Origin of the sequence: Lysobacter firmicutimachus, assembly GCF_037027445.1 — a bacterium.
Taxonomy (GTDB): Bacteria; Pseudomonadota; Gammaproteobacteria; order Xanthomonadales; family Xanthomonadaceae; genus Lysobacter; species Lysobacter firmicutimachus.
The window spans coordinates 1274908-1297735 of the sequence record NZ_JBANDL010000002.1 but is presented as its reverse complement, the minus strand read 5'-3'; the positions used below and the strand labels follow the sequence as shown (position 1 = coordinate 1297735).

Below are 22828 nucleotides of genomic sequence, written 5' to 3'. Positions count from 1 at the left end.
ACGAACCGCCCGCGAGGACGGGAGGGCGACGCGGCTGATTCAGCCGCAGAGGAAGCCGGAGCCGGCTTCGGTTTCGTCGGCCGGCTCGCGCTGCAGCGAGTCCACGCGCGCGTTCGGCGGCCCCTGCCGCAGCCACTGCGCCAGACGTTCGATCGCGGCTTCGTCGCCGGCGGCGAGCACTTCGACCCAGCCGTCGGCGAGGTTGTTGGCATAGCCGCGCAAGCCCAGGGTTCGCGCCTGTTCGCGGGTGCTGGCGCGGAACCACACGCCCTGCACCTTGCCGCTGACGAAGAAGCGCGCGGCGCTCACGTGTTACCGCCCGAAGGGCCTCCATCCCGGCCCGCTTGCGGCGCCGCTGCTGCTGCGGATTTCTCGCCCGGCTTCGGCGCTGCCGGCGCCTCGCCGGGTTTCGGCCCACCCGCCCTGGCGATCGCCTCTTCGATCTTCTTCGCGTCGACCGGGCCGAGGAATTTCTCGGCGACCTTGCCGTCCGGCGCGATCAGATACGACATCGGCAGGCCGCGCGGCGTGTCGAAGGCCGGCGGCGGCGAGGCCACGTCGACCAAGGCGATCGGGTAGGACACCGGATGCTCCTTGAGGAAGGCCTGCATGTCCGCCGGCTCGATCTCCTCGTAGGCCAGGCCGATCACTTCGATGTGCTCGCGCATGGCGTCCAGCGCCGACAGCTCCGGCATTTCCTTGATGCAGGGGCCGCACCAGGTCGCCCAGAAGTTGATCAGCACCCAGCGCCCGCGATGCTCGGCCAGATCGAACGTCTTGCCGTCCAATGTGGCGATGCGCAGCCCCGGGGTGTCGCTCGTCGACGCTGCTGCCGGTGCCGGTGCCGGTGCTGGTGCTGGTGCTGGTGCCGGCGCAGCCTGCGCCGCGGGCGCCGGCTTGGCGGTGTCGGCCGGCGGCGTTTGCGGCTGGCAGGCCGCCAGCGCCAATGCGGCGACCGGCAACAGGCATCGGATGTACGGACGGATCATGGTCACTCCTCTTCGGCGTGGATGCTGGACACGCGCCGCTTCATCAGCGCGCGCAGCGGCACCCGCAACTCGTCCATCGCCGCCATCGCCGACTGGCCCAGCGAGTCGTCGCGGCAGGGCAGCACCGCCTCGGCGATGGGGATGCGCAGGTTGCAGGCTTCGTACAGTTCGCCCAGCGACAGCTCGTCGAGGTCGCGCGCCAGCAGCCATTCGCCGTTCTCGGCCCGGCGCACCACGTTGATCTCGCCGAGTTGCTCCAGCATCTGCTGGATCAGGGCGTCGGTCAGCATCGGCTCGAGCTGCTGGATCTCGTCGATGTGCAGGCCGCGGCCGAGCTTGCGCGCGCCGTTGAAGCGCGCCAGCAGGCGCAGCAGGCCGTACATCTCGAAGCCCAGCGGCAGCCGCATCGACGCCGGCTGATAGCGGAAGGCCGAAATCGAGGAGGACAGCGAAGCGCCGAGCAGTACCGCGATCCAGCTCAGGTAGATCCACAGCAGGAAGATCGGCACGAAGGCCAGGGTGCCGTAGATCTTCGAGTACGAACCGAAGCTGCCGAGGTAGAAGCCGATGCCGCTCTTGATCAGCTCGAACAACACCATCGCCAGGAACGCGCCGGCGATCGCGTGCCGCCATTTGATCGTGCGGTGCGGCACCACCCGGTAGATCGCGGCGAAGGCGATCCACTCCAGCGCCATCGGCGCGGTGCGCAGCAGCAGGCCCTCCAGCCAGCGCCCGGGCTCGGTGGCGAACACGTCCATGGCGAAGAAACGCGCCGAGATCGCCAGGCTGGCCGCGGCCAACAGCGCGCCCAGGGTCAGCACGGTCCAATACACCAGGAAACGGCCCAGGCGCGGCCGCGGCGAGTGGATGCGCCAGATCCGGTTGAATGCCGCCTCGACCCCGTTGAGGGTGATCAGCAGCGACACCACCAGGGCGATCACGCCGGCGGTGGTCAGCTGGCCGGCATTGGCCGAGAACTGTTTGAGATAGCTCTCCACCGAACGCGCCGCGGAGGGCACGAAGTTGGAGAAGATGTAGTCGCTGAGCCGGTCGCTCCACTCGCCGAACATCGGGAACGCCGACAACACCCCGAACACCACCATCGACAACGGCACCAGCGCGAACACGGTGGTGTAGGACAGGGCGCCGGCGGCCTGGAACAGGTTGTCGTCGAGGAAGCGCCGGGCCAGGAAGCGGAAGAACGTGCCGATGCGGGCGCGGTCGCGCACCCGTTCGCTCCAGCGGTAGATCGAGTCCAGGGGTTCCATCCGCCGCAGGGTAACCGATGCGACGTGGGCGGGACATGCAGGCCGCAGCGCCAAGCCCGGCCCGCTCCCGTATCCTGTGCGGCGCAGAGGAGACTCCGATGAGCGAAGTACTGGTGCTCTATTACAGCCGCGGCGGTTCGGTCGCGCGACTGGCGCGGCAGATCGCGCGCGGGATCGGCGAAGTCGACGGCGTCGCCGCGCGCGTGCGCAGCGTGCCGCCGGTGGCCGCGATCACCCAGACCGCGGCGCCGCCGGTGCCGGACGAAGGCGCCCCCTACGTGGAAGCGCGCGATCTGGCCGAATGCGCCGGCCTGGTGCTCGGCAGCCCGACCCGGTTCGGCAACATGGCCGCGCCGGTCAAGCATTGGCTGGACGGGCTCGGCGCGGAATGGGCCAGCGGCGCCCTGGTCGGCAAGCCGGCGGCGGTGTTCACTTCGACCGCGACCCAGCACGGCGGCCAGGAATCGACCCTGCTGACGATGATGGTGCCCCTGCTTCACCACGGCTGCGTCCTGCTCGGCATTCCCTACACCGAACCCGCGCTCAGCCACACCCGCAGCGGCGGCACTCCTTATGGCGCCAGCCACGTCGCCGGCGCCCAGGACGACCCGCAACTCAGCGAGGACGAAGCCATCCTCGCGCGCGCGCTCGGCCGCCGCGTCGCCGAACTGGTCGTCAAGGTGAGCCGGTGACCGCGCAACCGCCGCGCAGCCTCGCACAGACATTGCTGCTGGCCGCCCTGCTCGCCCTGAGCGCGCTGTTCTCGCTGTGGTATCTGCTGCCGCAGCGGCATGTGCTGGCGGGGCTGCTGGTGTTCGTGCTGCCGCCGGCCTTGCTGGCGTTCGGCGTGTGGCGGCGCAGCCGCCGCGCCGCCTACTGGTCGGGCGTCTGCGCCCTGGCCTGGTTCTGCCACGGCGTGATGCTGGCCTGGTCGTCCCCGCCCGAACGCCTCTACGCCTGGATCGAACTGGTCCTGGCCCTGACCGTGATCTTCGCCGCCAACCAGCCCGGCCTGGCCGCCCGATTCGGCAAACGGGGCCGCCACTGACCCCGTCCCGCCGCGCCTGACGGGGATACGCGTGCGGACGGTGCCCGCCGCGGGCCGGCGCCCGCGCTGCGGGCCTATAATCGGGGCCCGTTCCCGACCACGCGACTCACCCGAGATGGACAAGCTCTGCATCGTCACCACCGGCGGCACGATCGACAAGATCTACTTCGACGACAAGTCCGATTACCAGATCGGCGAACCGCAGATCGGCCACATCCTCGACGAGCTCGGCGTCGCGTTCCGCTACAGCGTGATTCCGATCATCCGCAAGGACTCGCTGCACATCACCGCGCAGGACCGCGAGCTGATCCGCGCCACCATCGCCGCCCAGGACGCGCAGCACGTGCTGGTCACCCACGGCACCGACAGCATGGTCGAGACCGCCAAGGTGCTGGCGACCATTCCCGGCAAGACCATCGTCCTGACCGGCGCGCTCAACCCGGCGCGCTTCCGCGGCTCCGACGCCGAGTTCAACATCGGCACCGCGGTCGGCGCCGTGCAATCGCTGCCGGCCGGCGTCTATATCGCCATGAACGGCCGCATCTGGGATCCGGCCAAGGTGCGCAAGAACGTCGAAGCCAACCGCTTCGAAGCGATCTGACCCGCGGACGACACCCGCAGGTTGCCGGTCCAGCGGGCGCCGCCCAGTGGCGCCCGTTCTTCGAAACGATTCCGCAACGCCGCTTGGGGCATCCTCCGCTACTCGAGCCCTCGCCGGATCGCGGCGCCCTCACACGGCGATAGCTGCAGCTCCCCTCCTCCAGCCGCAACGCCGACCTTTTCCGGTCCGCGACTCGCCCTCGCCTGCCCGGTCACCTCCCGCAACGCGCAGGGCGGGAAGCCGACGCGTATGGCGCATCGGACCCACTTGGCAGCGCCATGCATCGGCGCCTGGGCATACTCGGCGTACCGCCCCGGGGTCTGACCCGTCCCAGCAGCGGGTTGGGCTGGCGGAGTGTGCGGATGAGCGGTTCGCGTTCCCAGGCAGCCCGGGCGCAAGAATGGGCTTTTCCGCACTGATCCCCCCCAAAACCCCGCTCGTCGCCCTGAGCACGGCCAAGGGTGGCCTAATTTGGTGATAGAAATCACAATTCGAATTGCGTCCACGCCTGGAGCCGCTCCTACCATGCCCGCCGCCCAACCCGTGTGGTCCCTGCCGGATGCTACGGTCGAGTCGGTGACCGTCCTGCTGCACCAGGCCCGCGACGGGCGCAGCGATGCCTGGGACCTGATCTACACCCGGATCTACCAGGACCTGCACCGGCTCGCCCGCGCCCAGTTGCGGCAGCGCCAACGCCGCGCCCCCCTGTCGCCGACCTCGCTGATCAGCGAGGCCTGGCTGAAGATGGCCGGCGCCGCGGCCTCGGCCGAGAACCGCTTCCACCTCATCGCCCTGATCGCCCGCGCGATGCGCTACGCGATCCTCGACGAAACCAAGAAGGCCGTCGCCGACAAGCGCGGCAGCCGGATCGAATTCGTCCCCCTTGAGGGCGAGCATCGGATCGGCGAGAACGCACGGATGGAGCAACTGGTGCTGATGGACCAACTGCTGGAGCATCTGGGCAAAGTCGACGAACGGCTGGTCTCGATCGTCGAACTGCGCTACTTCGGAGGCTTGAGCGACAAAGAGATCGGCCATCTGCTGGGAGTCGGCGAAGACCGGATCCGACGCGAGTGGCGTACCGCACGCAGCTATCTGATCGCACGCCTGGGCCAGGGCGACTCGCTGGACCTTCCAGCGAACTGAACGGCGCGCATGAGCTCGGTCGACGCCCGCGTCCTGTCCCTGTTCCGCGCCTACGTCGACCTGGAGCCGCGGCGGCGGTCGCGCTTCCTTGAGGATGCGCGCCGCGACGACCCGCAGGCGCATGCCTTGCTGGCGGCGATGATAGCCGCCGACGCGGGCGAGCATGCGCTGGATCTGTCGCTGCCGTGGCTGTCCGACAGGCTGCGAACCGGCAACGAGGACGCTGCCGACGCCGACGAGGACGACGAAAGCGACGGCGAAAACCGCATCGGCACCCGGCTCGGACCATGGCGGTTGGTGCGCAAGATCGGCCAGGGCGGCATGGGCATCGTCTACGAAGCGATGCGCGACGACCGCCAGTACGAGCAACGCGTCGCACTCAAGTGCGCACGCGCCGAACTGTCGTCGCCGCGCCTGAGCGAAGCCTTGCTGGCCGAACGCCGCCATCTGGCGCGCCTGCAGCACCCCAATATCGTGCCCTTGCTCGACGGCGGCGTGGATGCCCAAGACCATCCCTGGTTCGCGCTGCAATACGTCGAAGGCGAAGCCATCGATCTATGGTGCGATCGCCGCCGCAAGAGTTTGCGCGATCGCGTCGCGCTGCTGGGCCAGGTCTGCGACGCGCTGGCCTATGCGCACGCCCAGGGCGTGGTGCATCAGGACCTCAAACCGTCCAACCTGTTGGTCACCGACGACGGCCGGGTGCAGTTGCTCGACTTCGGCCTGTCCGCGCCGCTAAACCTGGGCGCGGACACGCCGGCGCCGCCGGTCGCTCTCACGCCCGGCTACACCGCCCCGGAGATCGTGTTCCGAGGCGCCGCGCCGTGCATCGCCTCGGACCTTTACTCGCTGGGCGTGGTCCTCGCACAACTGCTGACCGGCGACGGCCCTTCGCGCTCCCTACTGGCACAGGCCAGCCAATGGCTGGCGACGACGAGTTCCGAGGCGGGTGCCGAACGTCTGGTCCGGTCCGCCGCGACTGCGACGTCCGAAGCGATAGCGAACCGAGGGCTGTCGGACCGCCGCTCCCTGGCCAAGCAGATCAGCGGCGATCTTGCGGCGATCGTCGAACGCTGCCTACGCGCCGATCCGACGCAGCGCTACCGCAGTGCGGGCGAACTGGGCGAAGATCTGCAACGCTGGCTGCAGCACCGGCCGGTGCGCGCTCGCGACGGCGGCCGACTGTACCGGACCGGGCGTTTTCTGCGCCGTCATCGGCTCGCGATGGGGTTGGCGGGAGTGACCGCGCTGACTGCGGCGATCGGCGGCGGCGCGACCTGGTGGCAGGCTTACCGGGTCGAACGCGAAACCCAGGCCACCCTCGCCGTAAGCCGGCTGTTCGAGGAAACCCTGGGCTCGGCGACCCTGTCCGGGCTCAGCGACACTCCGTTCTCCTCCAGTGCCTTGCTGCGCGACGTCGAAACCAAGGTCCGAGGACTCGATTTATCGGCGCAACCGCGCACACTCGCCGGTGCGCTGACCTCGCTGGCGCGCAGCCGTGCCGTGATCGGCGACTACGCCAGCGCCACCCGCCTGGCCGACGAAGCCGCTCGCCTGCTCGACCGCGACGGCGCACCTTCGCTGGAAACCCGCGCCACCCTCGCCTCGCTGCTGAATCTGCAGGCGCGCCATCGCCAGGCGCGCAGTGTCGCCGAGCAGACTTTAGATCAGGTTCCCCACGATCAGCTCCATCGGCCCCTGCGCGTGCGTCTGCTGACCGAGATCGCACGCAGCGATTGGGAACTGTTGCATCATCGCGACGCGCAGGATGCGCTCGACGCCGCACTGGCATTGACCCGGAATCAGCCCGAACGCGGGCCCTACGCCGAGTTGCTGACCTTGCGTGGCTACTGGAACGCTCGCCTGTTGAACCTGCCTCAAGCCGAGGCCGATTTTCGCCGCGCCATCGCGGTCGCCGCCGACACGCAACCGGCCTTGGCCAATCAAGCGCGCGAGAAACTCATCCAGTTGCTGACCCTGCAGGAACGCTTCGCCGAAGCGCAGGGCCTGGCCTTGCAGCTGCTCGAACAGCGTCGCCGCTCGCTCGGCGACCGCCATCCCGATACCGGACGCGCCTGGGTGGCGCTGGCAGACAGCCAGTGCGGCGGCGGCCGCCCCGCGGATTGCCGGGCCTCGATCGAGCGCGGCAAGGACATCCTGCGCGCGCGCTACGGCGAATCGCATCCCGAGTACGCCGAGGCCTTGCGCGTCTCGACGCAACTGTACTTCCTCGACGAACACAGCTACGCCGAACGTCTGTCGGAGATGCGGCGATCGGCATCGATCCTGCAAGAATCTTACGGACCAGCACACGAAGCCGCGCTACGGGCCCGAGCCGATCTGGGCGTGATGCTGCTGCACCGCAAGCCGGCATCCGTCCCGGACGAAGAGCAGCGGCGGTTGCGAGACGAAGGCCTGGCGCTGCTGGATTCGGTGCTGTCCACGTCCGACCGGCAGAAGGTGCCGATCTTCACTCCCAAGCTGTACTACGCCATCGCAATCGCCCGGCGCAATCGCGGCGATGACCGCGATACGGCGCGACGACTGCTCGTCGAAACCCAGACGGACGCCGAACGCTATTTCGGCGACTCGCGCGGCTTGCATCTGCGCATTTCCTATTATCTGGCCTTGCTCGCCTATATCCAGGGCGATTTGGCCACCGCAGATGCGCAGATGGCGGACATCGCGGCGCAAGCCGAAACCGCCCCACCCCATCTTCGCCTTCGGCTCGTGCTTTGCAACATTCTCAATGTTCGCGCCAATATCGCCTTGCATCGCGGCGACCGCGACAGTGCCCGCAACCACCTCATCCGCCTGCGCGATACCGCTATGCGCTGGCTCGGACCGGAACATCCGTGGGTCAAGCAAGCCCAGCGCGACCTGGACTTGCTGGCGCGTACCGGCCGATTCCCTACCTGAGCCCGCAGTATCATGCCGGTCGCGCCGGTCGCGCCGGTCGCGCAGCGTCGACAAAAGTCCGTTCACGATGCCCGGGGGACGGCGTGGCGACGCCAGGCTTCAGCGCCTGACACAGAAAACGCGTACGCAGCGCGGCGAACGCCGGCGCTTACGACAACGTGGAACAGCGGTAAAGCGTCGCGTCCGGCTCCTCATGCCGACGCAACCGCCGCTTCGGCAGGTGCGGGCCGTGGGCCCGCGCCTGCCGGACCGCACACAGCGATCAGAAGGTGATGCTCCAGGTATCGATGCGCCCGGTGTCCTGGCTCGCGTTGTCGTTCACCCGCAGCTTCCAGGTGCCGTTGAGGGGTTCGCTGGACAGGTTGAAGTTGAAAGTGCCGCTGAGGTTGTCGGCGCTGCCGCCGGCGCGGTTGCTGATGTTGTAGAGCGAGCCGTCCGGCGCGACCAGATCGACCTTCAGGTCGCCGCGGTAGGTATGAACGATGTTCACCGACACCGAAGCGCTGCTCGGCGCGTTGCCGGTCCGGCCGGAGACGGTGATCGGGCTGTCGACGGTGGCGTTGTCGTTGATCGCGTAGTCGGTGCCGTTGGTGTAGGTCTGCGTGCCCGGACCCGGGCCCGGACCGGTACCGGCGGTCTTGCCCAACTCGCCCAGGAAGGCCAGGCCCAGCTTGGCGAAGGGCACGCTGTTGCTCGCCGAGTTGCCCATGTTGGACAGCTTGTCGTTGGGCGTGTGGATCGAGGAGAAGTAACCGCCGCTGCTGGTGCCGCCTTCGAAGTAGATCGCCGCCGGGAAGCCGGCCGAGGTCCAGGAGGCGTGGTCGGAGCAGCCGTAGCCGCAGGTGTAGCTGCCCAGGGTGCCGCCGAGGTAGGTCGAATGCAGGTCGCGCAGGAACTGCTGCAGGGCCGCGTTCGAGTAGTCGCTGACCAGACGCACCTCCGGCGTGCCGCTGGTGCGGTAGTTGGTCATGTCCAGCTGCAGCACGCCGACCACGTTGATGCCGCGGTTCTTGAAATCGGTGGCGATCGCCTTGGACCCGCGCAGGCCCACTTCCTCGGCCGCGTAGCCCATGAACTTGATCGTGCGCTTGGGCTTCCAGCCGCTGGCCAAGGCGATGCGCGCGACTTCGGTCAGGGTGGCGATGCCGGAGGCGTCGTCGTCGGCGCCGGGCGCGTTCATCGAATCGCCGCTGCCGGTGCTGGAGATCGAATCCAGATGCGCACCCAGCACCACCACCTCGTTCGGCAGGTCGGTGCCCTGGATGGTCAGAATCGCCGAAGGCTGGGTCGAGCAGGTCGTGCAGCCGGTATAGAGCTCGGCGCTGACGTCGCTGCGGCCGTTGGCCAGGCTCAGCCAGTTGTCCTTGATCCAGCTCGCCGAAGTGCGGCCGTGGGTGGAGGCGTAGTAGCGGTTCGGGTACGAGGTCGACAGATGGTTGATGGTGCCGCGAATGTTGGCTTCGGCGACCTGGCTCAACCACGGCGTCACCGTGGCCTGGTTGTCGATGGTATAAGTCGCGAACTGGGTCGCCATCGCCTGCGCGGTGCGGTCGTTGCGGACGAAAGCCTCGGCTTCTTCGCGGCTGTCGAAGGCGATGTAGCCGCCGCAGCGCTTCTCTTTCTCGTGCACGTGATGGGTCACGTCGGTCAGCTGGTGAGTCTGGAGTTCGGCGATCACCAGCTTGGCACCGGCGCCGTTCTGCACGCCGAGCGAATTCTTGGCCAGGGTCTTGACTCCGGCGTCGTAAGTCGCGCGCGAGGTGACGATGAACACCGGCTTGAACGGATCCTCGCCGGGGCTCAGCCGCGACTGGTCGTGGACATGGGCCGGGACGGCGGGCGTTTGCGCAGCGGCCGGCGCGATAGCGGCGGACAAAGCGAGAGCGAGCAGAGCGGGCAGCGGGGCGACGTGCTTGTTCACGAAAGCGCTCCTGGGTTCGGCGTCGCCGGCCGAGTGCGTGCGGGCACCGGCGCAGGGACGCGATGGTCTGGGATGACGGCGGCGCGAGGCGGCCGTCGCGAAAGAGTTGCCGGGTGCGAAAGCGGTGCCGGAACGTGCGGGGGATACGTTCCGAGGCACCCGGGACTCGACCCTAAGCGCGCTGCGATATGACGGACAAGCGACAACCTGTTCTAGCGCACATTCGCGTCCGTGACTGCGGTCATGCATATGCACCGTAATCGCTTACGGTGCGTCGGCGAATGGCCGGTATGCGCGCGAAACCCCGGAATTTTCTCTATTTCCATGATCGAAAAGCGCTGCGGCGCGCTGCCGCCGCGCCGTCGCGCATCCCAAACCACGAACCCCGGCCGAAGCCGGGGTTCGCTCTGGACGACGGCGATGAAGCGCAAAGCGCCGGTCAGAAGGTGAGGCTCCAGGTGTCGATGCGGCCGGTGTCCTGGGTCGCGTTGTCGTTGACCCGCAACTTCCAGGTGCCGTTGAGGGCTTCGCCGGACAAGTCCTTGACGAACGTGCCGATGACGTTGTCGGCGCTGCCGCCGGTGCGGTTGTGCAGGTTGTAGAGCGTGCCGTCCGGCGCGACCAGGTCGACTTTAATATCGCTCTTGTACGTGTGATAGATCGTTACCGACACCGAGGCGTTGCTCGGCGCGTTGCCGCTGCGGCCGGACACGGCGATGCTGCTCTCGACGGTGGCGTTATCGAGGATCTGCACGTCGTTGTCGTTGCGATAAGTCTGGGTGCCGCCGCCGTCGCTGACGGTGACCGAGGCGGTCTTGCTGTGAGTCGCGCCGTCGTCGTCGGTAACGGTCAGAGTGACGGTGTAGGTGCCGGCCGCGGCGTAGGTCTTGCTCGGGCTGGTCGCGGTCGACGTGGTGCCGTCGCCGAAGTTCCAGCTGCGCGAGACGATGCTGCCGTCGCTGTCGGTCGAGCTGTCGGTGAAGCTCACCGTCAGGCCGCTGGCCGAGGAACTGAAGTTCGCCACCGGCGGGTTGTTGCCCGGGCCGGTGCCGCCGACGGTGAAGCGCACCGCGTTCGGCGTACCCGGCTTGCCGGACGCGTCGGTGCCTTGCACGTACAGCGTGTGCACGCCCGCCGCCAGACCGGTGGTGGGGATGCTGCCGGTGACGGTCTCGCGGCTGGCGTTGAAGCTGCCGTCGCTGGCGTTGAGCGGGTACGACACCGCGCCGGCCGCCCACGGCGGCGCGTCGAGGTAGGCCCGGGCCGAGGCGATGTTCTGCACCGGCTCGGTACCGTTGCTGTGGTTGAACACGCTGTCGTCGACCGTCGCGGTCAGCGACACCGGCGTGCCGGCCGGCACCGTCGCCGAGGCCACCGAGACCGCGACCGTGTCCGGACCGGACGGCAGCTTGTACGGCGCCCAAAGACTGCGCGCGGCGTAGCGCAGCGACTTGAGGTTGTCCGGCAAGGTGGTGCCGGTGAAGGTGCTGCAGCTTTCGAAGAACGACACGCCCAGCTCGATCGTGTAGGCCGGCACGCCGAGCGAGCCGTACATGGTGTCGTCGGTGGTGCCGTCGGTGGCGTACAACTCGTCCGACTGCTGGGGACGATAATTGTTGTGATAGGCCATGCGCCGGCCCAAGGCCCGCAGCGCGGCGCTGTTCGGCGCCGGGTTGCTGGTGTCGCCCCAGGACCACAGCACCAACTGCGCGGCGCTGTGGATGTCCATGAAGATGCCCTGGTAGTCCTCCGGCGCGGCGGTGTTGACGTCGTCGGGACGACGGTCGGGGAAGATGCCGCCGGTGTAGACGCCGTTGCTGCCGCGGGTGCCGGCGACCAGACGCATCAGGTTCTGCGTTTCCGGCTCCGACGCCGCGGTCGGGCCGCGGTAGGTCTCGGCGCAGGCGTTGCCGCTGGAACCGCCGGCGGCGCTGTTCCAGTGGTAGGGGAAGTTGCGGTTGAGATCGGTGCCGTAGGCCGAAGCGCTGCAGCTGCCGTTGGTGTTGTTGACGTTCTTGCGCCAGGACGATCCGGCCTCGGCCTTCTTGCGCCCGTCCGGGTTGGCCTGCAGCACGAACTGGAAGGCGAAATTGTCCAGCAGCCAGGTCGCTTCGTCGTTGCTGCCGTAGCCGTTGGCCAGCCACTCGGCGAAGCGGGTGACGGTCTCGGCCGGCGTGTATTCGCGGGCGTGGATCGAACCGAACAGGACCAGGGTCGGCTTGTTCGGAAGCGCCGCGTCGGTGGCCGAATTGGTCAGCTTCAGCACCTTCATGTCGTAGCCGCTGCCGGCGCTCTGGGTCTTCTGCCAGCTCGGGCCGATCACGCGCACGCTGGCCAGCTGCGGCTTGCTCGCCGCCAGTTGGTCCATGGTCTGGTAGGTCTCTTCGACCGTGCGGTAGCAGGCGTAGCCGGGAATGCTCTTGATGCCGAGCGCCGAGCTTTGCAACGCACTCTGCAGACGCTGCAGCTTTTCGGTGCCTTCGCGGTCGATCTCGTAGCGCAGGCCGGCGCGGCGCAGCGCGTCCAGATCCTCCGGCATCGCCTCGACTTTCACGGTGCGGGCGTTGCGGTCGACGATCAGGTGCTGGAAGCGCGAAGCGATGCGCTGCAGCTGAGCGGGATTCTGGTAATGGGCGGTGACGAAAACCGGCAACTCTTCGGCGGCCGCGGCGCCGGCGGACAGGGCCAGCAACAGCGGCAGTGCGGCATATCGGATGCGCATAGGGGTACTCTCCATGAACCGGTGCGGTGGGCAGGCAGCGTCGCGGGGCAGCGCGCCGCAACCATGCTGTGGATGGACGCGACGCACTGGCAAGCGCCGCGCGGCGCGCGGCCGATGCGCTTTCGTGATATCCGCAGCAGAACGCCGCTGCGGCGCCGGAGGCCGGCGGCGTCCGCTCGTCGCGGTGCGGACGCCCTGAAAAAACGCCGCGGCCCGAAAGCCGCGGCGCGGTGCGGATCAAGCCGCGTGGATCAGAAGGTGATGCTCCACTTGTCGATACGGCCGGTATCGGCGGTGGCGTTGTCGTTCACCCGCAGCTTCCAGGTGCCGTTGAGCGCTTCGCTCGACAGGTCCTTGGTGTAGGTCTGGATGAGGTTGTCGGCGCTGCCGCCGGTGCGGTTATGCAGGTTGTAGACCGTGCCGTCCGGCGCGACCAGATCGACCTTCAGATCGCTGCGGTAGGTGTGGTAGATCGTCACCTGGATCGGCGTGGTCGCCGAGCCGTTGCCGCTGCGGCCGGAGACCGTGATCGGGCTTTCCACAGTGCTGTGGTCGGCGATCGGGTAGTCGGTCTCGTTGCTGTAGGTCTGCGCGCCCGGGCCGCCGGACACCGTGACCGTACCGGTCTTGGTGTTGGTGGCGCCATCGTCGTCGGTGACGGTCAGGGTGACGGTGTAGGTGCCGGCCGCGGCGTAGGTCCTACTCGGGTTGGTCGCGGTCGAGGTGCTGCCGTCGCCGAAGTTCCAGCTGCGCGAGGCGATGGTGCCGTCGCTGTCGGTGGAGGTGTCGGTGAAGGTCGCGGTCAGGCCGCTGGTGCTCGAGGTGAAGTTCGCCACCGGCGGGTTGTTGCCCGGGGTGCCGCCCGAATCCAGACCGTCGATGAACTGGGCGCCGGTGTTGCCGGCGTCGAGCCAGTCGCTCAGGCGCGAGCCCGAAGCGCCGCCGCCGGTCCAGGACACGAACACGCGGCCGTAATAGTCGCTGCGATTGTCGCCCGTCGCCGAGCAGCTCGACGGGCCGCCGTGCAACTGGCCGATCACGCGCCGCTCAGGACTGTACAGCGGCGAACCCGAGGAGCCCGGCTCGGTCACACCGCCGGTGGGCTGCCACTGCGAGCGCAGATGGGTGGTGCCGGCGCCGCCGCCCCAGGCGACGAAGGTGGTCGGCTGCACCGACAGGCTGATGCGCTTCTCGGCGACGTTGGGATGATGGATCGCGATCGAGCTGGGGAAGTTCTGATCGCGGCGGTCCCAACCGGCCCAGAACAGGTTGAACGCCGGATTGGCCGGAGTGTTCAGCTCCAGCAGGGTGAAGTCGGAGGTCGCATAGGTCGCCTTGACCGTAGAACCCGACTGGTTCTGGCTCATCGAGCCGTCGCCGTTGGCGCCGCTGGCCGGCGTGTTCGGCGCGCGGCAGGTGGAGTTCTGATAGTTCCAGTACACCACGATGCTCGCCGCGGTCGAGGCCGTACCCATGCCGCAGTGGTGCGCGGTCAGGAAGTACATCTTCTTGTCGTTCGCGGTGTTGTTGACCAGCGAACCGGTGCAGGCCAGCGAGCCGTTCTTCGAATAGGCCGCGACCGAGCGGATGATGTCGCGGCGGCCGTCGCCGTCGGGGCAGACCACGTCGACGTTGCACTGGCCGGACACGCCCTTCTCGCCGCTTTGCGCGGCCAGGCGGCGCGCCAGCGGACCGAAGCCGACGTAGTCGTGGTTGACCTTGGTCAGGTGCAGCTTGAGCTCGGCGGCCTTGGCGCGCGGCACGACCACTTCGATCACCGCTTCTTCGCCCGGCACGATCGCCGTCCACAGTTGGCCCTGGGCGTTGTTGTCGCGATCGTCGTACTGGCGGATCAGGTTGCGATCGCCGCCCGGCATCTGAGTGGCCGGATACACCAGCAGGCGACCGCCGGCCGGCATGTGGTATTGGGTGAAACCGAAGTTCAGCGACAGCGCCTTGTTCGAGCGCACGCGCTGGCGCCAGACCAGGGTGTCGGCGTCGATGCTTTCCCAGACGCCGGAGTTCTGCGGCGTCATATCGACGGTCAACGGCTGGGCGAAGCGCGGGATGTCGCCGCGCGCTTCGCGCACGCGATCCTCGGCTTGCAGCTTGGGAACGTCGACCGCCGGCATGGTACGCAGGCTGATCCTGTCGACGCTGGACAGATTAGCGTGTTCGAACGCCGCCGGGCGCGAGGCCGGTGCGGCCAGGGCGGCGCTAATCGACATTCCGAGCAACATCAGGGAACCGCAGAATCGTTTCATGAGTCTCTCCGTCCGTAGTAGAGGCGAAGACCCGCGACGCCGAACGAGGCGTTTCGGTGGCGATGGCGGCGGGTCAGGCGATGGGAATCGAACGCTCCAGCACGTGATGCAGGCAATGCCGCATGCTTCCCCCAAGCGTGCGTGTTCAAAGACGACGACGCGTGGCCGATCGGTGCGCAGCCGGCGCGACCACGGCGCGACTCTGAGGCAGGCCCGTCGCGCACAACAAGACGCAAATCCGCCGAGTCCACATCGCATCCGTGTTTTTCGTCACGCATACGGCGAAGATTTGTTTCGATTGAAATCGGTACCGGCGGGCGGAAATCGGAACTGAGAACCCGTCCGCGTTCATGAAGTCGCTGCGCGCACACGACAGCGGAACTTCGCCGGCGAGCGGTGCGTTGGGGGGTACGAGCGGCGCCGACGAGGACGGTTTCGGCACCTGTTTTCTTCGTTTTTTCGCGATCTTCCGAGCCACGGACCGGCTTGCGGCCGCGGCGCGCCGGTGCCGGCCGCCTTCGTCGCGACGAGCGGCAGCGGTTGCCCTGATGCGCGCCGCCCAAAAAAAAGCCCCCGGGGTTGCCCGGGGGCGCTGTCGCGAACCGTGCGAGGGTCGCGGGTCGATCAGAAGGTGATGCTCCAGGTGTCGATCTTGCCGACGTCCTGCGCGGCGCGGTCGGCGGCGCGCAGCTTCCAGGTGCCGTTGAGCGGCTCGCTCGACAGGTTCTTGGTGAAGGTGCCGCTGACGTTGTCGGCGCTGCCGCCGCTGCGGTTGTGCAGGTTGTACACCGAACCGTCCGGCGCGATCAGGTCGACGATCAGGTCGCCCTTGTACGGGTGGACGATGTTGACCGAGATCTGCGCATTGCTCGGTGCGTTGCCGCTGCGCCCGGACACCGCGATGCTGCTGCTCACGCCGGTGGCGTTGTTGTCCGGAATGTTGACGTCGGCGCCGTTGGTGTAGGTCTGCACGCCGCTGCCGCTGACCGTGACCGAAGCGGTCTTGGTGTGGGTCGCGCCGTCGTCGTCGGTGACGGTCAGGGTGACGGTGTAGGTGCCGGCCGCGGCGTAGGTCTTGCTCGGGCTGGTCGCGGTCGACGTGGTGCCGTCGCCGAAGTTCCAGCTGCGCGAGACGATGCTGCCATCGCTGTCGGTCGAGCTGTCGGTGAAGCTCACCGTCAGGCCGCTCGCCGAGGCGCTGAAGTTCGCCACCGGCGGGTTGTTGCCGGGCGTTCCGCCCGAGTCCAGGCCGTCGATGAAACTCTGTCCGGTATTGCCCGGGTCGAGCCAGTTGCTCAGACGGGTCGCGGCGGTGCCGCCGCCGGTCCAGGAGGTGAAGATGCGGCCGTACCAGTCTTTGCGCTGGTCGCCGGTGGCGCTGCAACTCGACGGACCGCCGTAGAGCTGGCCGATCACCCGATGGTCGGCGCTGTACAGCGGCGAACCCGAGGACCCGCCTTCGGTCACGCCGCCGTTGGCGAACCATTGAACGTGCAGCGCCTGGGTACCGGCCTGCCCTTCGAAACCGCCGAAGGTGGTGGTGCCCTCGACCAGGCTGATGCGCTTCTCCGCCACGCGCGGATGGTGGATCGCGATCGCGCCGGCGAAGTTCTGGTCGCGACGGTCCCAACCGGCCCAATACAAGTTGTACGCCGGGTTGGCCGCGGTGGTGAGTTCGAGCAGGGTGAAGTCGGAAGCGGCGTTGGTCGCGCGCAAGGTGGCGCCGGTCTGCGACTGCGCCAGCGAACCGTCGCCGTTGGCGCCACTGGCGGCCGAACCAGGGGCGCGGCAAGTGGAATTCTGGTAATTCCAGTACACCACCATCGAATTGTTGACCGATGCGCTGGTCATGCCGCAATGATTCGCGGTCAGAAAGTACATCTTCTTGTCGTTGGCGGTGTTGTTGACCAACGAGCCGGTGCACCACATGGTGCCCTGCTTGGAGTAGGCCGCGACCGAGCGGATGATGTCGCGGTGGCCGTTGCCCTCCGGGCAGACCACGTCGATGTTGCAGCTGCCGGAGACGCCCTTGGTCGAATCCAGCGCGGCGGCGTCGCGGGCGATGCGGCCGAGGCCGACGTAGTCGTGGTTGACCTTGGCCAGATGCAGCTTCAGTTCGCCGAGCTTGGCCTTGGGCACCACCACTTCGATCACCGCTTCGTCGCCGAGCACCACCGGCGTCCACAGTTCGCCGAAGGCGTTGTTGTCGGCGGCGGTGAAGCTGCGCACGCGGCCGGCGGCGGCGCCCGGGGTCTGGTCGGCGGGATAAATCAGCATGCGCGCGCCGGCCGGCAGCTTGAACCGGTCAAAGTGGAAGTTCAGCGACAGCGCGTTCTTGGATTCGATGCGCGTGCGCCAGATCGCGGTCTCGGCATCCAGGTCTTCCCACACGCCGTCCTTGAGCGTGTCGATGTCCACCGCCAGCGCGGTGGCGAAGCGCGGGATCTCGCGGCGCTGTTCGCGCTTGAGGTCTTCGGCGCGCAGCTTGGCCACGTCCACGGCCGGCATGCTGCGCACGCCGATGCGGTCGATGCGGGTCAGGCCGGCGTGATCGAAAGCGGCCGGGCGTTGATTCGGCCCGGCCAGCGCCGTGCCGATCGAAAGCGCGAGCAGGCCTAGGGTCAGGGTCATGCGTTTCATGTCTGTCTCCGTCCGTTGGGATATCAGGCGATGGTGGCGATGAGGCGATGACTGCGGCCGCGCACGACCGCTGGAGGGCGGTCGCAGCGGTATTGCAACGGGCCCGCGCCGTCGCGCCCGGCCGAGGCGGGCCGGACGCGGCGTCGTGGGCGGCAGCCCGCGTCCGGGCCGCTGTCTTGCCGCCGCCGCACCTTGGGTGCCGGTGCGGCGGCGATGCGCTCCCCTAAGCGCGCGCTCGAACCTGTCCGCCGCGGCGGCGGAAGGCGCTCGCGAGGCGAAGCATCAGAAGGTGATGCTCCAGGTGTCGATCTTGCCGACGTCCTGCGCGGCGCGGTCGGCGGCGCGCAGCTTCCAGGTGCCGTTGAGCGGCTCGCTCGACAGGTTCTTGGTGAAGGTGCCGCTGACGTTGTCGGCGCTGCCGCCGCTGCGGTTGTGCAGGTTGTACACCGAACCGTCCGGCGCGATCAGGTCGACGATCAGGTCGCCCTTGTACGGGTGGACGATGTTGACCGAGATCTGCGCATTGCTCGGTGCGTTGCCGCTGCGCCCGGACACCGCGATGCTGCTGCTCACGCCGGTGGCGTTGTTGTCCGGAATGTTGACGTCGGCGCCGTTGGTGTAGGTCTGCACGCCGCTGCCGCTGACCGTGACCGAAGCGGTCTTGGTGTGGGTCGCGCCGTCGTCGTCGGTGACGGTCAGGGTGACGGTGTAGGTGCCGGCCGCGGCGTAGGTCTTGCTCGGGCTGGTCGCGGTCGACGTGGTGCCGTCGCCGAAGTTCCAGCTGCGCGAGACGATGCTGCCGTCGCTGTCGGTCGAGCTGTCGGTGAAGCTCACCGTCAGGCCGCTCGCCGAGGCGCTGAAGTTCGCCACCGGCGCGGTGTTGCCGCCCGGCGCGCCGCGGAACGCGGCCATCGCCGCCTTGGTCTGCACCAGCACGCGCTGATTGTGGTTGCGGTCGGCGGTGCCCATCGCCACGCCGTTGTAGGTCACGTCGGGGTTCGACCAGTAGTTCAGGCGCGGGCAGCCGCCGCTGCAGTTGTAAGCCATGATCGTGCGCCACTTGCTGCCGGTGGCCGGCTCGTAGCGATAGCCGTGGCCGTAAGCGTAGGGCGTGTTGGTCGGGTCGGCGGCGGGGTCGTGGCGCGCCGACAGCAGGTGGCCGATCTCGTGGGCGAAGCTGTAGTAGCCGGTGGCGCAGTCGTAGTGGACGGTGGCGAAGGCGGTCGCGGCGGTCGAGCCGATCGAGTGGGCCAGGCCGCAGTTGCCGCCGTCGTTGATGATCAACACGTTGACGTCGGCGGCGTTGGCGTCGCGGCTGGCATGGATGTCGTCCATGTAGCCGTCGTTGGGATCGGCGAAGCGTTCTTCGTCGGTGAAATGGCCGTCGCCGGCCGAGGTGTACTCGACGGTGCGGTAGTTGGCCAGCTCCAGCTGGATGCCGACGTTGGAGTTGGCGTAGCCCTGGTTGCTTTCGGCCACCGCCAGTTCGACCAGCGCCTGCATGTCGCCGCCGTATGCGGTCACGGCCTGATTGGTCGCGACCACCTGCACGCGGATGGTCGCAGTCGCGCCCGGGTCGACCGCGGCCGCGCCGATGCCGCCGGAGGCGCTGCGCACGGTCGGCGTGGCGTCCATCGCGAACTGCGGCAGGTCCGAGTCGCGGAAGCCGCGCGGGTGGTCCGGCGGCATGCGGGTCTCGTCGACCTCGACCACCGCGTGGCTGCCGTCGGCGAGCGGACGGATGCGGTACAACTGGCCGTCGATGCGCACGTTGCCGGTGACGCCGTTGCCGCGTCGCACCAGCGCGACCGAGTTACGCTCGTCGTGGCGCACTTCGCGCGCATCGCGCGCCGCCGCCTTGGCGGTCTCGCGCACGTGGCCCAGCCACACGGTGCTGCCGCGGCCGGTATCGCGCGCCTGGTCGAGTACGGCGTTGACCCGATGCGCACCGAGTTGCAGTTCGATCTCGCGCGTGTCCGCGCTGACCACGGCGGCGTTGGCGCGCTTGAGCTGCATCGCGGCGGTGGCCGGCGCGGCGGCCAGGCTCTGGGCGCGGCTCAGGCCGGCGCGCGGGGTCGGCGCGTCGCCGACGAACAGAGGCTGTGCGGCGAAGGCCGGCGCTGCGGCCAAGGCGGCGGCAAGCGCGGTGAGGCGTACGGCGAGGACCGCGCGCGAGGCGCGGCGATGGGACCTGTTGGACATTTGTGGAACCCCCGATGGATGAAGGCCGCGCTGGCGGCCGAAGCGGCGAACGCCGGCGCATCGGCGGCGGCGCCGTCGCAGGCGCGTCGTCGTGTCCGGTCGGTTGCGCGCGAGTTCGTCGTCTCGCCCGCACTACGACGCTAGCGGCTGCGCGAATCCCCAGGCAACGGTGTTCGCCGCGATCGGAACGCCATGTTCGTGACTGTGGTCATGCATCGGAAAACTGCTGAGCGGCGCGCTAACCGCACCGCATCGCCTGAGCGTTTTCCGCGCGCTTGCCGCCGCTTTTTAGACGTTTTTTGCGCCGTCCTAACAATGCAAAACCCCGGCCTGGGCCGGGGTTTCGCGGATGCTTCTTTCTTGGCGCGCTGCGCTGATCGCAACGCAACTCGCGTCTATTTGTCGCTCTTCTCGATCACTTCCGGGTTGCGTACTTCAGGTCCCGGAATGGCCGGTCCGCGAATGATCGGATCCAACGCGATGTGATTGTCCGGCTCGATGAACTGCACGTCCGGATCGGCCGCGAACACCTGCATCAAGCGTTGCGCGCCTGCGGCGTCGAGCGCGGGCTCGACCGCGAACACGTCGGCGTTGATGCCCATGCGGTGCTTCCAGGTCAGCTTGAGCGGCTTGCCGGGCACCTGGGCCGCGGTGCGGTTCAGCCGCGCCTGGACCAGGTCCTTCTGCTTCAGCGGCGCACTGCTGTCGCGGTACTTGACGATGAATTGGGCGAACGGGCCGGCGCCGACCGGCGCGCCGACCTGGGCCGGGGCGCGTTGGGCGGGCGCGGCGCCTGACGGCGGCGGCGTTCCGGCGGCCATGCAGGCGCTTACCGCGAACGCACTGAACAGGGCCGTGGCCGCCAGCCACGGCGCGCGGGACGAAATCGACATGCGGGCGTCTCCTGAGGCGAATGAGTCGGGCGATTCATGACAACGCACCAAGTGGGCGGACGGGGTCGGCGATCGGATCGAACCGGCACGCCGCGACGACAGTGGACGGCGGCGGCGGGCATGAACCCTCGATCGGCGTGACGATCTAAGAACTCCCTGCCCTAACCACGGCTGAAGCGCGAGTCCTGCCGCCTCAGCTTACTCGCTCGGCGCGCGGACGGCGCGGGCGGAAAAAGAAACCCCGGCCGGAGCCGGGGTTTCCATCGCGTCGCTGTCCAGGCAGCGGCGCGGCTTAGAACGTCACGCTCCAGGTGTCGATGCGGCCGACGTCGCCGCCGGCGTTGTCGTTCACGCGCAGCTTCCAGGTGCCGTTCAGCGCTTCGGTCGACAGGTTCTTGGTGAACGTGCCGATGACGTTGTCGGTCGAGGAACCGGTGCGGTTGTGCAGGTTGTAGATCGAGCCGTCCGGCGCCACCAGGTCGACCTTCAGGTCGCCCTTGTAGGTGTGATAGATCGTCACCGAGATGCTGGCGTTGCTCGGCGCGTTGCCGCTGCGGCCGGACACGGTGATCGGGCTTTCCACCGTGGCGTTGTCGCGGATGGCGACGTCGGTGCCGTTGGTGTAGGTCTGGGTGCCGCCGCCCGGGGTGCCGCCGCGCACCGCGTCGACCGCGGCCTTGGCGTTGATGATGCCCGCGCCGCAACCGCCGGAGCAGGCGCCCGGCAGCGCGCGCGCGGTGCTCTTGAGGATGCTCTCGATCTCGGCCGGCGTCTTCGGCGTGGTCGCCGCCGACTGCATCAGCGCGACCACGCCGGCCACGTGCGGCGAGGCCATCGAAGTGCCGCTCATGTACACGTACTGCTCGGCGCCCTGAGTGGTGGTGCCGCCGTTATGGGTCGAGGCGATCTGGTCGCCCGGCGCCGACACGTCGATGCCGGTGCCGTAGTTGGAATAGCTGGCCTTGGCGCCGGTCGAGGTGGTCGCGGCGACCGCGATCACGTTGGCGCAGTTGGCCGGGGTCGAGGTCGAGACGTTGGCGCTTTCGTTGCCGGCGGCGACCACCACCGTGGTGCCGCGGCCGACCGCGCCGTTGATCGCGTTCTGATAGCTGCTCGGACAGGCGCCGCCGCCGCCGAGGCTGAGGTTGATGACCTCGGCCGGATTGGCGTTGGCCGGCACGCCGGACACGGTACCGCCGGAGGCCCACACGATCGCGTCGGAGATGTCCGAGTCGTAGCCGCCGCAGCGGCCCAGTACGCGCACCGGCACCACCTTGGCGTTGAACGCGGTGCCGGCCACGCCCTTGGCGTTGTTGGTCACCGCGGCGACGGTGCCGGCGACGTGGGTGCCGTGCCAGCTGGAATCGCTGGCGCCGACGTCGTAGCCCGGCTGGTCGCACTCGGTCTCGTTGTTCCAGTCGCCTTCGTCGTTCGGGTTGGAATCGCGGCCGTTGCCGTCGCGCGAGACGAAGGTGTCGGAGATGAAGTCGTAGCCCGGCAGGATGTTGGCGTTCAGGTCGCCGTGCGGGGTGATGCCGGTGTCGAGCACCGCGACCACCGCGCCGGTGCCGGTGGCGACGTCCCAGGCCTGGTCGGCGCGGATACCGCCGTTGGTGCCGTTGAAACCGTACTGGAGGCCGTAGTGGGTGTCGTTCGGGGTCAGCAGGCGATGGCGGCGCACGTCGACTTCGACGAAGTCCACGTTCGGATCGGCGGCGATCTGGCGCATCAGCGATTCGGCTTCGGCGCGGTCCAGGGCGCGGTCGGCGCGCACCACGTCGGCGCCGATCGCGGTGCGGCGCAGATGCTTGAGGCCCAGCGCGGCGCCCTTGGCCTTGGCGCCGGAGGCGCTGGCGGCGGTGCTCAGCGCGCGCTGCACGTTGGCGGTGCTGCTGCGCTCGACGCTGCCGTCGCGGTACTTGACGATGAAACGGTCGAACTTGGCGGCGGTCTGCAGGCCGCTCAGGTTGACGCGCTCGGCGGCGAACGCCGAGCCGGCGGCGGTCGACGCCAGCACCAGGGCGGTGGCGGCGGCGAGGACGTGGATGCGGTTGGAACGGACGGACATTTGAGGAAACCCCCGAACAGGAAGCCGCGATGGCGGCGGATCTGGTCCGGTGAACCGACGGCACGACGAGGAGCCGCGGCGCCCGGACTGGTCGTGGACGCGCCCCTCACCGGCCGTGTGCCGGTGCGCGCCCTCGATTCACGCTAA

General features: G+C 68.5%; 14 protein-coding genes and 2 pseudogenes. 5 read left to right on the top strand and 11 right to left on the bottom strand.

Annotated features, from left to right (window positions below; all coding sequences use genetic code 11):
* Positions 1 to 39: 39 nt before the first annotated feature.
* The 3 genes and pseudogenes from V2J18_RS05500 to V2J18_RS05490 form a co-directional block, all read right to left on the bottom strand.
* A complete protein-coding gene (locus tag V2J18_RS05500; RefSeq protein ID WP_064747344.1) occupies positions 40 to 309 on the bottom strand; it encodes an acylphosphatase in 270 nt (89 codons plus the stop codon).
* Positions 310 to 416: 107 nt separating this feature from the next.
* Positions 417 to 989, bottom strand: a pseudogene (locus tag V2J18_RS05495) (TlpA family protein disulfide reductase); the annotation flags it as partial.
* Between the two features lie 2 nt (positions 990 to 991).
* Positions 992 to 2257: a YihY family inner membrane protein gene (locus tag V2J18_RS05490; protein ID WP_064747345.1), complete on the bottom strand. Its 1266-nt coding sequence runs from the start codon at positions 2255 to 2257 to the stop codon at positions 992 to 994.
* Between the two features lie 98 nt (positions 2258 to 2355).
* Here V2J18_RS05490 and wrbA point away from each other — a divergent pair, with 98 nt between their 5' ends.
* The 5 genes from wrbA to V2J18_RS05465 all read left to right on the top strand — a co-directional run bounded on the left by wrbA (position 2356) and on the right by V2J18_RS05465 (position 7971).
* Positions 2356 to 2949, top strand: a complete 594-nt coding sequence (gene wrbA, locus V2J18_RS05485) for an NAD(P)H:quinone oxidoreductase (protein WP_336131281.1) — start codon at positions 2356 to 2358, stop codon at positions 2947 to 2949.
* Positions 2946 to 3305 carry a DUF2069 domain-containing protein gene (locus V2J18_RS05480; protein WP_064747347.1) on the top strand — a complete coding sequence of 120 codons (360 nt, stop codon included), beginning with the start codon at positions 2946 to 2948 and terminating at the stop codon, positions 3303 to 3305. Before wrbA ends, V2J18_RS05480 begins: the two co-directional genes overlap by 4 nt.
* A 115-nt stretch (positions 3306 to 3420) precedes the next feature.
* Entirely contained in the window at positions 3421 to 3906 is a 486-nt protein-coding gene (locus V2J18_RS05475) for an asparaginase domain-containing protein (protein WP_064747348.1), read from the top strand.
* Between the two features lie 525 nt (positions 3907 to 4431).
* Entirely contained in the window at positions 4432 to 5052 is a 621-nt protein-coding gene (locus tag V2J18_RS05470; protein WP_336131280.1) for an ECF-type sigma factor, read from the top strand.
* A 9-nt stretch (positions 5053 to 5061) separates the two neighbouring features.
* Positions 5062 to 7971 (top strand): serine/threonine-protein kinase, encoded by a 2910-nt coding sequence (locus V2J18_RS05465; protein WP_336131279.1) that lies wholly within the window; start codon positions 5062 to 5064, stop codon positions 7969 to 7971.
* Positions 7972 to 8233: 262 nt separating this feature from the next.
* Here the strand turns inward: V2J18_RS05465 and V2J18_RS05460 are convergent, their stop codons facing one another.
* The 8 genes and pseudogenes from V2J18_RS05460 to V2J18_RS05430 all read right to left on the bottom strand — a co-directional run bounded on the left by V2J18_RS05460 (position 8234) and on the right by V2J18_RS05430 (position 22681).
* A complete protein-coding gene (locus V2J18_RS05460; RefSeq protein ID WP_336131278.1) occupies positions 8234 to 9892 on the bottom strand; it encodes a M20/M25/M40 family metallo-hydrolase in 1659 nt (552 codons plus the stop codon).
* 439 nt (positions 9893 to 10331) lie between these two features.
* The gene (locus V2J18_RS05455) at positions 10332 to 12614 is read right to left on the bottom strand and encodes a M14 family zinc carboxypeptidase (protein WP_336131277.1); all 2283 of its coding nucleotides are present in this window, start codon (positions 12612 to 12614) and stop codon (positions 10332 to 10334) included.
* Positions 12615 to 12865: 251 nt separating this feature from the next.
* Positions 12866 to 14878 (bottom strand): proprotein convertase P-domain-containing protein, encoded by a 2013-nt coding sequence (locus V2J18_RS05450; RefSeq protein WP_186442614.1) that lies wholly within the window; start codon positions 14876 to 14878, stop codon positions 12866 to 12868.
* 624 nt (positions 14879 to 15502) lie between these two features.
* Positions 15503 to 17518, bottom strand: coding sequence for a PKD domain-containing protein (locus V2J18_RS05445; protein WP_336131276.1), 2016 nt, complete (start codon positions 17516 to 17518; stop codon positions 15503 to 15505).
* A 282-nt stretch (positions 17519 to 17800) separates the two neighbouring features.
* On the bottom strand, positions 17801 to 18430 hold the full coding sequence (locus tag V2J18_RS23130) for a PKD domain-containing protein (RefSeq protein ID WP_425606098.1): 630 nt from the start codon (positions 18428 to 18430) through the stop codon (positions 17801 to 17803).
* Positions 18416 to 19720, bottom strand: a pseudogene (locus tag V2J18_RS05440) (M12 family metallo-peptidase); the annotation flags it as partial. The pseudogene V2J18_RS05440 and the gene V2J18_RS23130, both read right to left, overlap by 15 nt.
* Before the next feature lie 395 nt (positions 19721 to 20115).
* Complete coding sequence (locus V2J18_RS05435) at positions 20116 to 20613, bottom strand: hypothetical protein (protein ID WP_064749771.1); 498 nt, start codon at positions 20611 to 20613, stop codon at positions 20116 to 20118.
* Positions 20614 to 20905: 292 nt separating this feature from the next.
* A complete protein-coding gene (locus tag V2J18_RS05430; protein ID WP_064749773.1) occupies positions 20906 to 22681 on the bottom strand; it encodes a S8 family peptidase in 1776 nt (591 codons plus the stop codon).
* Between the last annotated feature and the right edge of the window lie 147 nt (positions 22682 to 22828).

What these genes read in the sequence shown, in the direction of transcription:
- V2J18_RS05445 (WP_336131276.1), bottom strand. Translation starts at nt 17,518, where the DNA reads ATGAAACGCATGACCCTGACCCTAGGCCTGCTCGCGCTTTCGATCGGC.
- V2J18_RS05475 (WP_064747348.1), top strand. Translation starts at nt 3,421, where the DNA reads ATGGACAAGCTCTGCATCGTCACCACCGGCGGCACGATCGACAAGATC.
- V2J18_RS23130 (WP_425606098.1), bottom strand. Translation starts at nt 18,430, where the DNA reads ATGGCCGCGTTCCGCGGCGCGCCGGGCGGCAACACCGCGCCGGTGGCG.
- V2J18_RS05430 (WP_064749773.1), bottom strand. Translation starts at nt 22,681, where the DNA reads ATGTCCGTCCGTTCCAACCGCATCCACGTCCTCGCCGCCGCCACCGCC.
- wrbA (WP_336131281.1), top strand. Translation starts at nt 2,356, where the DNA reads ATGAGCGAAGTACTGGTGCTCTATTACAGCCGCGGCGGTTCGGTCGCG.
- V2J18_RS05465 (WP_336131279.1), top strand. Translation starts at nt 5,062, where the DNA reads ATGAGCTCGGTCGACGCCCGCGTCCTGTCCCTGTTCCGCGCCTACGTC.
- V2J18_RS05455 (WP_336131277.1), bottom strand. Translation starts at nt 12,614, where the DNA reads ATGCGCATCCGATATGCCGCACTGCCGCTGTTGCTGGCCCTGTCCGCC.
- V2J18_RS05450 (WP_186442614.1), bottom strand. Translation starts at nt 14,878, where the DNA reads ATGAAACGATTCTGCGGTTCCCTGATGTTGCTCGGAATGTCGATTAGC.
- V2J18_RS05470 (WP_336131280.1), top strand. Translation starts at nt 4,432, where the DNA reads ATGCCCGCCGCCCAACCCGTGTGGTCCCTGCCGGATGCTACGGTCGAG.
- V2J18_RS05490 (WP_064747345.1), bottom strand. Translation starts at nt 2,257, where the DNA reads ATGGAACCCCTGGACTCGATCTACCGCTGGAGCGAACGGGTGCGCGAC.
- V2J18_RS05435 (WP_064749771.1), bottom strand. Translation starts at nt 20,613, where the DNA reads ATGTCGATTTCGTCCCGCGCGCCGTGGCTGGCGGCCACGGCCCTGTTC.